This is a genomic window from Xanthobacter flavus (assembly GCF_017875275.1).
GTDB lineage: Bacteria > Pseudomonadota > Alphaproteobacteria > Rhizobiales > Xanthobacteraceae > Xanthobacter > Xanthobacter flavus_A.
The window spans coordinates 488,788-502,513 of record NZ_JAGGML010000001.1; the positions used below are offsets into that span (position 1 = coordinate 488,788).

Below are 13,726 nucleotides of genomic sequence, written 5' to 3' on the forward strand. Positions count from 1 at the left end.
GCCCTCACTTCTTGCGCTTGTGGCGGCTGGACACGATGAACTTGTCCGTCGCCTTGTTGCTGCGGGTCTTCTTGCCCTTGGTGGGGATGCCCCAGGGCGTGACCGGATGACGGCCGCCCGAGGTGCGGCCTTCACCGCCGCCGTGCGGGTGATCCACCGGGTTCATGACCACGCCGCGGTTGTGCGGCATACGCCCGAGCCAGCGGCTGCGTCCCGCCTTGCCCAGCGAGATGTTCATGTGGTCCGGGTTGGAGACCGCGCCCACGGTGGCGTAGCACGCCCCGTGCACGAGGCGCTGCTCGCCAGAGTTCAGGCGGACGATCACGTAGCCCTCGTCGCGACCCACGATCTGCGCGTAGGTGCCGGCGGAGCGGGCGATCTGGCCACCCTTGCCGATCTTCAGCTCGACGTTGTGCACGATCGTGCCGACCGGGAGCGAGGAGAGAGGACCGGCATTGCCGGGCTTCACGTCCACGTTGTCCCCGGCGATCACCTGGTCGCCAACGGCCAGGCGCTGCGGCGCCAAGATGTAGGCCAGCTCACCGTCCTCATACTTGAGGAGGGCGATGAACGAGGTGCGGTTCGGATCGTACTCCAGCCGCTCCACCGTCGCCGACATGCCGCGCTTGAGGCGCTTGAAATCGACCAGACGGTAGGTCTGCTTGTGGCCGCCGCCGCGGAAGCGGACGGTGATGCGGCCATTGTTGTTGCGTCCGCCCGAGGAGCTCTTGCCCTCGGTCAGGGTCTTCACCGGCTTGCCCTTGTAGAGGCCGGAGCGGTCCACGATCACGAGCTGGCGAAGGCTCGGCGTGACCGGCTTGAAATGCTTCAGCGCCATGGTCTTATCCCGTTCCCCTCGGCTCTCAGAGGCCCGTGGTGATGTCGATCTTCTGGCCCTCTTCGAGGGTCACGACCGCTTTCTTGACGTCGCTCTGGACGCCCTTGCGGCCTTTGAAGATCTTCGTCTTGCCCTTGCGGACCAGCGTGTTCACGCTCTTGACCTTCACGTCGAAAAGCTTCTCCACGGCTTCCTTGATGGAAGGCTTGGAAGCGGTCTTCGCGACGTTGAAGACAACCTTGTTCTGCTCGCTCGCGGTCGTCGCCTTCTCGGTGATGACGGGCGAGACGATCACGTCGTAATGACGCGGTTCGATGTTGCGCGTGCTCATTTGAAGCGCGCCTCCAGCGCGTCCACGGCGGCCTTGGTCAGGACCAGGGTGTCGCGGCGCAGGATGTCATAGACGTTGATGCCCTGGATGGGCAGCACGTCCACGTAGGGCAGGTTGCGCGCCGCGAGCGCGATGTTCTGCTCCACCTGGGCGCCGTCCACGAAGAGAACGGACGAGATGCCGAGCTTCTCAAGCCGATCCTTGAGCGCCTTGGTCTTCGGATCGGCGAGGTTGGCGGTGTCGAGCACGATGATCTGCTCGGCCTTCGCCTTCGACGAGAGCGCATGCTTCAGCGCGAGGGCACGGACCTTCTTCGGCAGGTCGATGGCGTGCGAGCGCACCACCGGGCCGAAGGCACGACCGCCGCCGCGGAACTGCGGAGCGGACGCGGCGCCGTGACGGGCGTTGCCGGTGCCCTTCTGCTTGTACAGCTTCTTGGACGTGCGGTTGATCTCCGAACGGCCCTTGGTGCGGTGCGTGCCGGCCTGGCGGCGGGAGAGCTGCCAGGTCACGCAACGGTGCAGGATGTCCGCGCGCGGCTCAAGGCCGAAGATCGCGTCGGACAGGGTCACGGAGCCGGCTTCGGAGCCGTCGAGCGTCTTGACGGTGAGTTCCATCACGCGCCCTCCTCATTGGCGGCTTCAGCGGCGGGGGCCGCGTCCGAACCGTTGCCGAGCTTGAACGCGCCGGGCTTGGGGGCCTCGGCGGGCAACCTCTTCTTCACGGCGTCGCGCACGGTGATCCAGCCACCCGCATGGCCGGGAACGGCGCCTTCGACGGCGATGAGGCCGCGCTCGACGTCGGTCATCACGACCTTCAGGTTCTGGGTGGTGACGGTGACGTCACCCATGTGGCCGGGCATCTTCTTGTTCTTGAAGGTCTTGCCGGGGTCCTGACGGCCGCCGGTCGAACCGATCGAACGATGCGAGATGGAGACGCCGTGCGAGGCGCGAAGACCACCGAAATTGTGGCGCTTCATGCCGCCGGCGAAGCCCTTGCCGATGGTGGTGCCGGTGACGTCCACATACTGGCCCACGACGAAGTGGTCAGCGGTGATCTCGGCACCGACGGGGATGAGCCCGTCTTCCGGCACGCGGAACTCGGCCATCTTCCGCTTGGGCTCAACCTGAGCCACGGCGAAGTGGCCGCGCTCGGCGCGGGTCACGTTCTTCGGCTTGCGCCGGCCAGCACCGAGCTGGACCGCGACATAGCCATTCTTGTCGAGCGTGCGGTGGGCAACCACCTGGCAGCTCTCAACCTTCAGCACAGTGACCGGCACGTGCTCGCCAGCATCGGTGAAGATGCGGGTCATGCCGACCTTCTGGGCGATGACGCCTGACCGCATGGTCGTGTCTCCTCGCACCACGTCAGAGCTTGATTTCGACGTCAACGCCGGCGGCGAGGTCGAGCTTCATCAGCGCGTCCACCGTCTGGGGCGTCGGATCGACGATATCGAGCAGGCGCTTGTGGGTGCGCATCTCGAACTGCTCACGCGACTTCTTGTCGATGTGAGGGGAACGGTTAACGGTGAACTTCTCGATCCGCGTGGGCAGCGGGATCGGGCCGCGCACCTGCGCGCCCGTGCGCTTGGCCGTGGCGACGATCTCGCGCGTCGACGCATCGAGGATGCGGTGATCGAACGCCTTCAGGCGAATTCGAATGTTCTGGCCGTTCATGGCTCAATTGACTCCAGGAAGAGGAAACGCGCACGCCGATGCGCAGCGCGTTTCGTTCGCGTTGATCACTCGATGATGGCAGCGACGACGCCGGCGCCAACCGTACGGCCGCCTTCACGGATGGCGAAGCGCAGCTTCTCCTCCATGGCGATCGGAACGATCAGGTGCACGTCCATCGACACGTTGTCGCCCGGCATCACCATCTCGGTGCCTTCGGGCAGCGTGCACACGCCGGTCACGTCCGTCGTGCGGAAGTAGAACTGCGGGCGGTAGTTGGTGAAGAAGGGGGTGTGACGACCACCCTCTTCCTTCGTCAGGATGTAGGCCTCGGCCTTGAACTTCGTGTGCGGCTTCACCGAACCCGGCTTGCACACCACCTGGCCGCGCTCCACGTCCTCGCGCTTGGTGCCGCGCAGCAGGATGCCGACGTTGTCGCCAGCCTGGCCCTGATCGAGCAGCTTGCGGAACATCTCGACGCCGGTCACCGTCGTCTTCACCGTCGGACGGATGCCGACGATCTCGACTTCCTCGCCCACCTTGATGATGCCGCGCTCGACGCGGCCGGTCACCACGGTGCCGCGGCCGGAGATCGAGAACACGTCCTCGATCGGCATCAGGAACGGCAGGTCGATGGGACGCTCGGGCTGCGGGATGTAGGCGTCGACCGCCTCCATCAGCTTCAGCACCGCGTTCTTGCCCAGCTCCGGATCGCCGTTCTCGAGCGCAACAAGCGCCGAGCCGCGGATGATCGGGATGTCGTCGCCGGGGAAGTCGTACTTCGAGAGGAGCTCGCGCACCTCCATCTCCACCAGCTCCAGGAGCTCCGGATCGTCGACCATGTCGCACTTGTTCAGGAACACCACCAGCGCCGGCACGCCGACCTGACGGGCGAGCAGGATGTGCTCGCGGGTCTGCGGCATGGGGCCGTCGGCCGCCGACACCACCAGGATCGCGCCGTCCATCTGCGCCGCGCCGGTGATCATGTTCTTCACATAGTCGGCATGCCCGGGGCAGTCGACGTGCGCGTAGTGGCGGTTGTTGGTCTCGTACTCAACGTGAGCGGTCGAGATCGTGATGCCGCGCGCCTTCTCTTCCGGCGCCTTGTCGATCTGGTCGTACGCCGTGAACGTCGCGCCGCCGGACTCCGCAAGAATCTTCGTGATCGCAGCCGTCAGAGACGTCTTGCCGTGATCAACGTGACCGATCGTGCCGATGTTGCAGTGCGGCTTCGAGCGGTTGAACTTCTCTTTGGCCATGGGACTCTCCGTTGGGTCTCTCTGGCGTGATCCGAAAGGGTGAAGTGGGGTTCAGGCCAACGCGATCACGCGTACTTGGCCTGGACCTCCTGAGCGACGTTCGACGGCACCTGCTCGTAGTGGTCGAACTGCATGGTGAAGGTGGCGCGGCCCTGGCTGAAGGAGCGCAGGGTGTTCACGTAGCCGAACATGTTGGCCAGCGGCACCATCGCGTTGATGACGTTCGCATTGCCACGCATGTCCTGGCCCTGGATCTGGCCACGACGCGAGTTCAGGTCGCCGATGACCGAGCCGGTGTAGTCTTCCGGGGTCACCACCTCGACCTTCATGATCGGCTCAAGCAGCACCGAGGTGCCCTTCTGCAGGGCCTCGCGGAACGCCGCGCGGGACGCGATCTCGAACGCCAGGGCCGACGAGTCCACTTCGTGGAACGCGCCGTCGGTGAGCGTCACCTTGACGTCCACCACGGGGAAGCCCGCCAGCACGCCGGCGCCAAGCACGCTCTCGAGGCCCTTCTGGACGCCCGGGATGTACTCCTTCGGCACCGCGCCGCCGACGATGGCGCTCTCGAAAGCGAAGCCCTTGCCGGCCTCGTTCGGCTCCACCGTGAACTTCACCCGCGCGAACTGGCCGGTACCACCGGTCTGCTTCTTGTGGGTGTAGTCCACCTCGGTCTTCTTCGTGAGGGTCTCACGATAGGCGACCTGAGGAGCGCCGATGTTGGCGTCCACCTTGTAGGTGCGCTTCAGGATGTCGACCTTGATGTCGAGGTGCAGTTCGCCCATCCCCTTGAGGATGGTCTGGCCGCTCTCGAAGTCGGTCGACACGCGGAAGGACGGGTCCTCGGCAGCCAGCTTGGAGAGGGCGATGCCCAGCTTCTCCTGGTCAGCCTTGGACTTCGGCTCGATCGCGATCTCGATGACCGGCTCGGGGAATTCCATCTTCTCCAGGATCACGGCCTTGGCCGGATCGCAGAGGGTATCGCCCGTGCGCACATCCTTGAGGCCGGCGAGGGCGACGATGTCGCCCGCATAGGCTTCCTTGATGTCTTCGCGGTTGTTGGCGTGCATCAGCAGCATCCGCCCGACGCGCTCGCGCTTGTCGCGGGTGGAGTTGAGCAGGCCCATGCCGGTTTCCATCTTGCCGGCGTAGACACGGCAGAAGGTGATGGTGCCGACGAAGGGATCGTCCATGATCTTGAACGCGAGCACGGAGGTCGGCTCCTCGTCCGAGGGAAGACGCACGGTGTCTTCCTCGGTCTTGAAGTCGATGCCCTTGATCGCGCCGCGATCGATCGGCGACGGCAGATAGTCCACCACCGCGTCGAGCAGGGGCTGCACGCCCTTGTTCTTGAAGGCCGAGCCGCAGAACACCGGGTTGAACTTGCGGCCGATGACGGCGAGACGGATCAGGCGCTTGAGGGTCGCCTCGTCCGGCTCGGTGCCGTCGAGATAAGCAGCCATGGCGTCGTCGTCGAGTTCGACGGCGGCTTCCACCAGCTTGTTGCGGTATTCGGCAGCCTTGTCGGCGAGATCCGCGGGGATCTCCTCGTCATGGTACTTGGCGCCGAGGGCTTCATCTTCCCACACGACCGCCTTCATGCGGACGAGGTCGATGATGCCCTTGAAGTTGTTCTCCGAGCCGATCGGGAGCTGGCAGCACACCGGGTTGCCGGCGACGCGGTCCACGATCATCTCGACGCAGCGGTAGAAGTCGGCGCCGATCTTGTCCATCTTGTTGACGAACACGACGCGCGGCACGTTGTACTTGTCCGCCTGGCGCCACACGGTCTCGGTCTGCGGCTCGACGCCCTGGTTGCCGTCCAGCACGCACACGGCGCCGTCGAGCACGCGGAGCGAGCGCTCCACCTCGATGGTGAAGTCCACGTGGCCGGGGGTGTCGATGATGTTCAGGCGCTTGCCCTGCCAGATCGCAGTCGTCGCGGCAGACGTGATGGTGATGCCGCGTTCCTGCTCCTGGGTCATCCAGTCCATGGTGGCAGCGCCATCATGGACTTCGCCGATCTTGTGGCTCTTGCCGGTGTAATAGAGGATCCGCTCGGTGGTCGTGGTCTTGCCGGCATCAATGTGGGCCATGATGCCGAAGTTGCGGTAGTCCTCGATCGCGTGAGTCCGGGGCATTGCTCAGTCCTCTCCGATCACCAGCGGTAATGCGAGAACGCGCGGTTGGCTTCGGCCATCCGGTGCGTGTCTTCGCGCTTCTTCACGGCGGAGCCGCGATTGTTGGCAGCATCGAGCAGCTCGGCGGAGAGACGCTCCACCATGGTCTTCTCGTTGCGGGCGCGGGCCGAGGCGATGAGCCAGCGGATCGCGAGGGTCTGGCGACGCTCGGTGCGCACCTCGACCGGGACCTGGTAGGTGGCGCCACCGACGCGGCGGGAGCGAACTTCCACCGCAGGGGCCACGTTCTCGAGCGCCTGAATGAAGACCTCGACCGGATCATGCTTCGCCTTGGCCTCGACCACGTCGAGGGCGCCATAGACGATGCCTTCGGCAACCGACTTCTTGCCGTCGCGCATGACGGAATTCATGAAGCGCGACAGGGTGGTCGAGCCATACTTGGCGTCCGGGATGACTTCGCGGCGCTCGGCCTTGTGACGACGGGACATCGTTCAGATCCTCACTATCACTTCGGCCGCTTCGCGCCGTACTTCGAACGGCGCTGCTTGCGGTTCTTCACGCCCTGGGTATCCAGAACGCCACGCAGGATGTGGTAGCGCACGCCGGGAAGATCCTTCACGCGGCCGCCACGGATCATCACCACGGAGTGTTCCTGAAGGTTGTGACCTTCACCGGGGATGTAGCCGATCACTTCGTAGCTGTTGGTGAGCCGCACCTTGGCAACCTTACGAAGGGCCGAGTTCGGCTTCTTCGGGGTCGTCGTGTAAACTCGCGTGCAAACGCCGCGCTTCTGCGGGCTCGACTGAAGCGCCGGCGCCTTGTCGCGCGCCTTCTGCGCTTCGCGCGGCTTACGGATCAGCTGGTTGATCGTCGGCATGTACGCCTTCGCCTCGTCCTGATCTGCGGCCTTGGCCGCATTCCTTCATTTCGACGACCCTTTTGGGATCGCCACGACCGGCCCCGACGGGGCCCGAATTCCCTTCGCACCAACGAACACGAAAGGCGCCGTCCACCGCCCAAAAGGGGGCAGACACGCCTTTCTCGCGACAGAGGATCACAGCGCGCTATACCGGGGCTTTTTTCCCGGCCGGCGCCGCGATCATGCACCTGAAGTTATCGCAGTGCTGTTCCTGGCAGCGTTTCGGCTTCAAGATCGCCCCTTCAAGCACTTGGAAGCGCTGATTTCGAAGGGACCAATCACTCAGACGCCGACCGCCTGCCGCGAAAGTGGGCTGCTTCTAACCGGAGAGTCGCCGAACGTCAATAAGGATCGCGCCGACTTTCCCGCAAATACGCGGCTTTGAGGCTTGCGAAGGCGTGACCGCAGTCACAAATCGCCCCCACCCTGCCGGTAATTCATACTTTTTTAACAAATGCCCCCGCCCGCGGCGCGGGAGGGGGCGATTTTAAGGGAATCAGGCGAGAAGGGCGGCGACGCCGTCGCGCTCTTCCAGCAGTTCCTTGAGGGTCTTGTCGAACTGGGTCTTGGAGAAGTCGTCCATGGGCAGGCCCTGGACCACTTCGTACTCGCCCGCGGTGCAGATGGCAGGCATGCCGAAAACGATGCCCTCGGGCACGCCGTAGGAGCCATCGGACGCGACGCCCATGGACACCCACTTACCGGCGGTGCCGTGGATCCAGTCATGCATGTGGTCGATGGCGGCGTTTGCGGCGGAGGCCGCAGACGACAGGCCACGGGCCTCGATGATGGCGGCGCCGCGCTTGCCGACGGTCGGCAGCAGGGTCTCGCGATACCAGGTCTCGTCGTTGATGAGCTCCGGCAGCGGCTTGCCCTTCACGGTGGCGAAGCGGTAGTCGGCATACATGGTCGGGGAGTGGTTGCCCCACACCGCCACCTTCTCGATGTCCTTGCTCTCGACGCCGGCCTTCGCCGCGAACTGCGACAAAGCGCGGTTGTGGTCGAGGCGGAGCATGGCGGTGATGTTGCGGGCCGGCAGGTCCGGGGCGCTCTTGGCGGTGATGTAGGCATTGGTGTTGGCCGGGTTGCCGACCACCAGCACCTTCACGTCGCGCTTGGCCACCTCGTTCAGCGCCGCGCCCTGGACCTTGAAGATCTCGGCGTTGGCGGAGAGGAGGTCGGCGCGCTCCATGCCCTTCGAGCGGGGACGGGCGCCGACGAGAATCGCTGCGTCGATGTCCTTGAAGGCGACCTTCGGATCATCGGTGATGACCACGCCCGCGAAATTCGGGAAGGCGCAATCCTCGATCTCCATCACCACGCCCTTCACGGCACCCTGCGCCTGGGGAAGGTCGAGAAGCTGGAGGATGACCGGCTGGTCCTTGCCGAACAGGTCGCCGTTGGCGATGCGGAAAAGAAGAGAATAGCAAATCTGACCGGCGGCGCCCGTGACTGCGACGCGAACGGCGGGTTTGGTCATGAGAGGAAGCCCTTTGCCTTGGATGAGCCCCGAAGGCTCGGGCGCGCAATCTATGCTGCGGCGCGGCCGATGGAAAGGCGCTCGCGCCCCTCAGAATCGGCGACGCCGTGGGCACTTGGTCTAACCCGCAGCCCGGCTCCCCGCTTCGCCCCCGTCCCGGCCCGTCAGGCGTGGGGGAAAGGCGGGCTGTTCATGAAATGGACCAGGGTCGAGCAGTCGGCCGCCGAGATTGCAAAGCTGCCCTTGAAGTGGGTCCCGGCATCCACCTCGACCACGAAGGTGTTGGGCGTGGGCCCCGGCAGGATCCGGCAAGAGACTGGCGGATCGATCCAAAGCGGTCCGTCGGCCTTGCAGAGAAACTCCGTCCGGGATGCGCTGCGGATGTCGAACAGGTCATAGGAGATTTCTGGCGTTCCGCCAGCGAGGCCTAGAATGGCGATGTGGCCCTTGTCTTTCCCTGCCCGGTCTAGTCGGATCCATTTCGCGACGCCGCTCGGGTCCTTGGCCTGCACCTGGATCATCCGCGCCTCCCCATTGTGATCGGGCGGCCCGGAGGCGCGGCCCGATCATCCGAAGGCTGCATCAATTGAGATATACAATCAATAGGTGCATCTACCTGACACCACACCCAGGCGGATCAGAGCACCACCACATGGTTGGGCATCTCATTGCTGTCGCCCGGCCGGCGCGGCAGGGGGCCGGCGAGGAGTTCGCCCGCCTTCTCCACCCCCGCCACGAGCCCTTCGGCAAGGCTGCCCTGCCGGGCGCGGGCGGCGACCGTGTCGCAGATGTCGCGCCACGCGGCGGCGCCCAGCGGGCCATGGGCCGCGTCGTCCGCCACCACTTCCACGAGGCGCTCGCGCGCGGCGGCGAAGATCAGGATGCCGGTGCGGCCCTTGGTCTGGGGAATGCCGTAGCTCAGGAAGGTCTCGATGGCCGCGTTGCGCGCGGCCGCCTTGAGCGCGAGGCGGGGGATGGCTTTCTCCGCGACGCCCGGCATCAGCAGCGCGGCAGCGAGTAGCACGAACAGCACCGACTGCAGCGCCAGAGCCGACAGCGCCGGCATGGGATAGGCGAGCACGACGAGCCACGGCAGCACCAGCGCCGCCAGCGAGGCCCACAGGATGGAGAAGAATGAGTGCTGCACCAGCGGCGCCCGGGTCACCACCACGCGGATTTCAGCGGAGGTCTTGGCCTCCGCCAGCGTCACCGCCTCGGCGATGCGCTGGAGCGCGTGCTGCGGCAGGCCGTAGCGGCCGGCATCCTGGGTGGTGGTCGTCGTGGCGGATTGCGGGTCCATCCAAAGCTCTCCCCCCGCGACGGCGGGATCGGCAGTTTGCAGGCGCGCGGTAAAATCGCAAGGGCGGAGCCGGCGCGACCTACCAGTCCCCCGAAGCGCCGCCCCCGCCGGAGGAGCCTCCGCCGCCCGACCAGCCGCCGCCCGAAGACCCGCCGGACCAGCCGGAGCTGCTGCCCGTGCCCCATTCCCACGCGATCGGTCCGCCGGCCACCGCCCCGTCGCGCCGCCTGCGGGCGGCCGGACCGCCCGGCCCGCCCCCGCGCATGACGCGCCAGATGATGAACCCCATGAAGATGACCATCACCGCGAGAAAGATGAGGTTGTCCACCTCCTCCTCGGTCCAGTCGGAAGATTCCAGCGTCTTCGCCCGCGCCTTCGCCTCGTCCGGATCGAGGTTCAGGATTTCTATGATCGCGTCCGTGCCCTTGACGATCCCGGCCGCCATGTCGCCGGACTTGAACGCCGGCACGATGGCGTTGCGGATGATGGTGGAGGCGACCGCATCGGTGAGGATGCCTTCCAGCCCGTAACCCACCTCGATGCGCACTTTGCGCTCGTTGGGGGCGACGAGAAGGAGGACGCCATTGTTCTTCTTCGCCTGCCCGATCTGCCAGGTGCGGAACAGGCGGTTGGCGTAGTCCTCGATGGAGGTGCCCTGCAGCGAGGGAATGGTGGCCACCACCAATTGGTCGGTGGCCCGCGCCTCCTGCGCCGCGAGCTTGGCATCCAGCGCGGCGAGGGTGGCGGCGTCGAGCACATGGGCGGCGTCCACCACCCGCCCGGTGAGGGGCGGGAAGGTCAGCTCCGCGCGGGCGGGCGCGACGGCTCCGGCCGCGATGGCGAGGCACAGCGCCACCAGGCCGGCCAGCACGGGCACAAAGCGCCGGGCCGGGATCGCAAAGGCGCGTGGCCGGGCCACCCGGCGGGCATTCTCCTCGCCCATCGCCGTCACTCCGGCCTCAGTTGAACTTCACCTTGGGCACCTGCATCTGCTGCTCGGAGATGGTGAAGGTCTCCATGGGCTTGTAGGCGCGATAGAGGGTGGCGGCCCACAGCGCGCCGGGGAAGGTCTTCAGCTCGGTGTTATAGACGCGCACCGCCTCGATATAGTCGCGCCGCGCCACGGCGATGCGGTTCTCGGTGCCCTCGATCTGAGACTGGAGGGCGAGGAAGTTGGCATTGGATTTCAGGTCCGGATAGGCCTCCGACACCGCGATCAGCCGCCCCAGCGCGGAGGAGAGGCCCGCCTGCGCGTCCTGGAACTGCTTGAACTGCTCGGGATTGGTGATGGTGGAGGCATCCACCCTGATGGAGGTGGCCTTGGCGCGCGCCTCGATCACCGAGGTCAGCACGTCCTTCTCCTGGGCGGCATAGCCCTTCACCGTCTCCACCAGATTGGGAATGAGGTCCGAGCGGCGCTGGTACTGGTTCAGCACCTCGCTCCACGCCGCCTTGGCGCGCTCCTCCTCGGTGGGAATCACATTGATGCCGCATCCCGCCAGCATGAGCGCGGCCAGCACGGCGAAGAGCGGCGCCCGGAGGCGGGCGAATTCACGAAGAACGATGGACATGTGGCCCCTCCCCTGTCGCCGCAGCGTGGCAGCGGCGTGCTTATAACACGGCGAAGGTCGAGAAAGGTTCCGGGACAATCCGGATCCCCCATCCTCACGCCTTGCCGAGATAGCCCGGCAGATCCTGCGCCTCATCCAGCAGAGACACCTTGATGGCGAGCTTCTCCGCCAGAACGATGTCAGTCTCAAGCAGACGGGTGGTCATGAAGGAGCGGTAGTAATTGCCCCACATGAATTCCTGGAACGGCGTGTCCTCGTTGGCATAGGCCGTCCCGCGCACCCCGCGGGCGAGCGTGCGCCAAGGATTGTCGGTGAGCGCGCTCACGTGGGCCGGAATCTTGACGCAGGGGCGGCGATTGCCGTCCACGTCGATGGGCCAGCACAGGCCCTCGGTCTCCATGCGGTGCCAGAAGGCCTTGAGGTCGAGGTCCGACCAGTCGGCCCGCGCCTCACCGAGGAACACCGTCTCTTCGCCGACAGCAAGCAGCGCCCGGCACAGATGGTGATGGTCGATGATGTAGAGCCGGCGTTTCGGCCCGATCACATAGGGCACAGCCTTGTCTTCCTTCAGCGCCCTCAACTCGCGCTGGGAGAGCTTGCGCATCTGCGCGGCGCGCCGCTCCACCTCCTGCAGCCCCAGCGTGAGCTGGGTGGGGTTCAGCGCCGCGATGTCGATTTCGGTGAAGTCCGCCATTCCAGTCCCCTGCTCCAGTCCCCTGCCCTCGTCCGCGCCGGCGGAGCAGGCCCGAAAACGAAGGCGGCGGCAACCCGTGCCGGGGTGCCGCCGCCGAACCCTCTACGCTGCGGACTGCGATCAGCCGGGAGAGATCATCTTCTCCGGCCGCACCACCTCGTCGAACTCTTCGTTGGTGACATAGCCGCCGCCCACGGCCTCATCGCGCAGGGTCGTGCCCTTCTTGTGCGCGGTCTTGGCGATCTTGGCGGCGTTGTCGTAGCCGATCTTCGGGGCGAGCGCGGTGACCAGCATCAGCGAGCGCTCCAGCGCCGCCTTGATGTTGTCCTCGCGCGCCTCGATGCCGACCACGCAATTGTCGGTGAAGCTGATGGCCGCGTCCGCCATCAGGCGCACGGACTGGAGGAAGTTGTAGGCCATCACCGGATTGTAGACGTTCAGCTCGAAATGGCCCTGGCTGCCGGCGAAGGTGAGCGCGGCGTTGTTGCCGAAGATCTGCACGCAGACTTGGGTCAGCGCCTCGCACTGGGTGGGGTTCACCTTGCCCGGCATGATGGAGGAGCCGGGCTCGTTCTCGGGCAGCGACAATTCGCCGAGGCCGGAGCGCGGGCCGGAGCCGAGCAGGCGGATGTCGTTGGCGATCTTGAACAGCGAGGCCGCCACCGTGTTGATGGCGCTGTGCGAGAACACCATGGCGTCGTGGGCGGCGAGCGCCTCGAACTTGTTGGGCGCCGAGGTGAATGCGAGGCCGGTGATGCCGGCGATCTTCGCCGCCACCTGCTCGGCGAAGCCGACCGGGGCGTTGAGGCCGGTGCCCACGGCGGTGCCGCCCTGCGCCAGCTCCATCAGCGCCGGCAGGGTCATCTCGATGCGCTTGATGCCGTTCTCGACCTGCTGGGTATAGCCGGAGAATTCCTGGCCCAGCGTCAGGGGCGTCGCATCCTGGGTGTGGGTGCGGCCGATCTTGATGATGTCCTTCCACTCCGCCGACTTGGCGGCGAGCGCGCCATGCAGGTGCTTCAGCGCCGGCAGCAGGCGGTGGACGATCTCCTCCGCGCAGGCGATGTGCATGGCGGTCGGGTAGGTGTCGTTGGACGACTGGCTCATATTGACGTGATCGTTGGGATGCACGGGCTTCTTGGAGCCCATTTCCCCGCCGAGCATCTCAATGGCCCGGTTCGAGATCACCTCGTTGGCGTTCATGTTGGACTGGGTGCCGGAGCCGGTCTGCCAGACGGCGAGCGGGAAGTGGGCGTCGAGCTTGCCCTCGATCACTTCCTGCGCCGCGGCGACGATGGCGTCAGCGATCTTGGGATCGAGGCGGCCGAGGTCGCGGTTCACTTCCGCCGCGGCCCGCTTGACGATGCCGAGCGCGCGCACCACCGGCAGCGGCTGCTTCTCCCAGCCGATCTTGAAGTTGCCGAGCGAGCGCTGCGCCTGCGCGCCCCAGTAGCGGTCGGATTCAACTTCGATGGGACCGAATGTGTCGGTCTCTGTGCGGGTGGTCATGGCGGGCCTTT

16 protein-coding genes are annotated in these 13,726 nt (G+C 65.8%); all 16 read right to left on the reverse strand.

The annotated features are described in order from the left end of the window. Nucleotides 1-4 precede the first annotated feature (4 nt). On the reverse strand, nt 5-838 hold the full coding sequence (gene rplB, locus J2126_RS02420; RefSeq protein ID WP_209483606.1) for a 50S ribosomal protein L2: 834 nt from the start codon (nt 836-838) through the stop codon (nt 5-7). 25 nt (nt 839-863) lie between these two features. Then, the gene (locus J2126_RS02425) at nt 864-1,169 is read right to left on the reverse strand and encodes a 50S ribosomal protein L23 (RefSeq protein ID WP_168458253.1); all 306 of its coding nucleotides are present in this window, start codon (nt 1,167-1,169) and stop codon (nt 864-866) included. Next, nucleotides 1,166-1,786: a 50S ribosomal protein L4 gene (gene rplD / locus J2126_RS02430; RefSeq protein WP_209483608.1), complete on the reverse strand. Its 621-nt coding sequence runs from the start codon at nt 1,784-1,786 to the stop codon at nt 1,166-1,168. Before rplD ends, J2126_RS02425 begins: the two co-directional genes overlap by 4 nt. Next, nucleotides 1,786-2,514 carry a 50S ribosomal protein L3 gene (rplC, locus tag J2126_RS02435; protein WP_209483609.1) on the reverse strand — a complete coding sequence of 243 codons (729 nt, stop codon included), beginning with the start codon at nt 2,512-2,514 and terminating at the stop codon, nt 1,786-1,788. The genes rplD and rplC overlap by 1 nt, the downstream gene beginning before the upstream one ends. Nucleotides 2,515-2,536: 22 nt before the next feature. After that, on the reverse strand, nt 2,537-2,845 hold the full coding sequence (gene rpsJ, locus J2126_RS02440) for a 30S ribosomal protein S10 (protein WP_012113701.1): 309 nt from the start codon (nt 2,843-2,845) through the stop codon (nt 2,537-2,539). A 65-nt stretch (nt 2,846-2,910) separates the two neighbouring features. Next, complete coding sequence (gene tuf / locus J2126_RS02445) at nt 2,911-4,101, reverse strand: elongation factor Tu (protein ID WP_029557786.1); 1,191 nt, start codon at nt 4,099-4,101, stop codon at nt 2,911-2,913. Between the two features lie 65 nt (nt 4,102-4,166). Then, nucleotides 4,167-6,242, reverse strand: a complete 2,076-nt coding sequence (gene fusA, locus J2126_RS02450) for an elongation factor G (RefSeq protein ID WP_209483611.1) — start codon at nt 6,240-6,242, stop codon at nt 4,167-4,169. Between the two features lie 17 nt (nt 6,243-6,259). Continuing rightward, nucleotides 6,260-6,730 (reverse strand): 30S ribosomal protein S7, encoded by a 471-nt coding sequence (gene rpsG / locus J2126_RS02455; protein ID WP_024278437.1) that lies wholly within the window; start codon nt 6,728-6,730, stop codon nt 6,260-6,262. A gap of 17 nt (nt 6,731-6,747) precedes the next feature. Beyond that, nucleotides 6,748-7,119 carry a 30S ribosomal protein S12 gene (gene rpsL, locus J2126_RS02460; protein WP_012171083.1) on the reverse strand — a complete coding sequence of 124 codons (372 nt, stop codon included), beginning with the start codon at nt 7,117-7,119 and terminating at the stop codon, nt 6,748-6,750. A gap of 538 nt (nt 7,120-7,657) precedes the next feature. Beyond that, on the reverse strand, nt 7,658-8,641 hold the full coding sequence (locus J2126_RS02465) for a malate dehydrogenase (protein WP_209483613.1): 984 nt from the start codon (nt 8,639-8,641) through the stop codon (nt 7,658-7,660). Nucleotides 8,642-8,805: 164 nt separating this feature from the next. Continuing rightward, nucleotides 8,806-9,162, reverse strand: a complete 357-nt coding sequence (locus tag J2126_RS02470; RefSeq protein WP_209483615.1) for a hypothetical protein — start codon at nt 9,160-9,162, stop codon at nt 8,806-8,808. A gap of 116 nt (nt 9,163-9,278) precedes the next feature. Beyond that, nucleotides 9,279-9,941: a TPM domain-containing protein gene (locus J2126_RS02475; RefSeq protein ID WP_209483617.1), complete on the reverse strand. Its 663-nt coding sequence runs from the start codon at nt 9,939-9,941 to the stop codon at nt 9,279-9,281. A 79-nt stretch (nt 9,942-10,020) separates the two neighbouring features. After that, nucleotides 10,021-10,884 (reverse strand): TPM domain-containing protein, encoded by an 864-nt coding sequence (locus J2126_RS02480; protein WP_209483619.1) that lies wholly within the window; start codon nt 10,882-10,884, stop codon nt 10,021-10,023. A gap of 16 nt (nt 10,885-10,900) precedes the next feature. After that, complete coding sequence (locus J2126_RS02485; RefSeq protein WP_209483621.1) at nt 10,901-11,512, reverse strand: LemA family protein; 612 nt, start codon at nt 11,510-11,512, stop codon at nt 10,901-10,903. Nucleotides 11,513-11,606: 94 nt separating this feature from the next. Then, a complete protein-coding gene (locus tag J2126_RS02490) occupies nt 11,607-12,206 on the reverse strand; it encodes a ParB-like protein (RefSeq protein ID WP_209483622.1) in 600 nt (199 codons plus the stop codon). 120 nt (nt 12,207-12,326) lie between these two features. Next, complete coding sequence (fumC, locus tag J2126_RS02495) at nt 12,327-13,715, reverse strand: class II fumarate hydratase (protein WP_209483624.1); 1,389 nt, start codon at nt 13,713-13,715, stop codon at nt 12,327-12,329. Nucleotides 13,716-13,726: the final 11 nt, after the last annotated feature.

Bases quoted from the DNA above. Each gene is read 5' to 3' on its own strand.
- J2126_RS02480 (WP_209483619.1), bottom strand. From the start codon at position 10,884: ATGGGCGAGGAGAATGCCCGCCGGGTGGCCCGGCCACGCGCCTTTGCG.
- fusA (WP_209483611.1), bottom strand. From the start codon at position 6,242: ATGCCCCGGACTCACGCGATCGAGGACTACCGCAACTTCGGCATCATG.
- tuf (WP_029557786.1), bottom strand. From the start codon at position 4,101: ATGGCCAAAGAGAAGTTCAACCGCTCGAAGCCGCACTGCAACATCGGC.
- J2126_RS02470 (WP_209483615.1), bottom strand. From the start codon at position 9,162: ATGATCCAGGTGCAGGCCAAGGACCCGAGCGGCGTCGCGAAATGGATC.
- rplC (WP_209483609.1), bottom strand. From the start codon at position 2,514: ATGCGGTCAGGCGTCATCGCCCAGAAGGTCGGCATGACCCGCATCTTC.
- rplD (WP_209483608.1), bottom strand. From the start codon at position 1,786: ATGGAACTCACCGTCAAGACGCTCGACGGCTCCGAAGCCGGCTCCGTG.
- J2126_RS02490 (WP_209483622.1), bottom strand. From the start codon at position 12,206: ATGGCGGACTTCACCGAAATCGACATCGCGGCGCTGAACCCCACCCAG.
- J2126_RS02465 (WP_209483613.1), bottom strand. From the start codon at position 8,641: ATGACCAAACCCGCCGTTCGCGTCGCAGTCACGGGCGCCGCCGGTCAG.
- rpsL (WP_012171083.1), bottom strand. From the start codon at position 7,119: ATGCCGACGATCAACCAGCTGATCCGTAAGCCGCGCGAAGCGCAGAAG.
- fumC (WP_209483624.1), bottom strand. From the start codon at position 13,715: ATGACCACCCGCACAGAGACCGACACATTCGGTCCCATCGAAGTTGAA.
- J2126_RS02425 (WP_168458253.1), bottom strand. From the start codon at position 1,169: ATGAGCACGCGCAACATCGAACCGCGTCATTACGACGTGATCGTCTCG.
- J2126_RS02475 (WP_209483617.1), bottom strand. From the start codon at position 9,941: ATGGACCCGCAATCCGCCACGACGACCACCACCCAGGATGCCGGCCGC.
- J2126_RS02485 (WP_209483621.1), bottom strand. From the start codon at position 11,512: ATGTCCATCGTTCTTCGTGAATTCGCCCGCCTCCGGGCGCCGCTCTTC.
- rpsG (WP_024278437.1), bottom strand. From the start codon at position 6,730: ATGTCCCGTCGTCACAAGGCCGAGCGCCGCGAAGTCATCCCGGACGCC.
- rpsJ (WP_012113701.1), bottom strand. From the start codon at position 2,845: ATGAACGGCCAGAACATTCGAATTCGCCTGAAGGCGTTCGATCACCGC.
- rplB (WP_209483606.1), bottom strand. From the start codon at position 838: ATGGCGCTGAAGCATTTCAAGCCGGTCACGCCGAGCCTTCGCCAGCTC.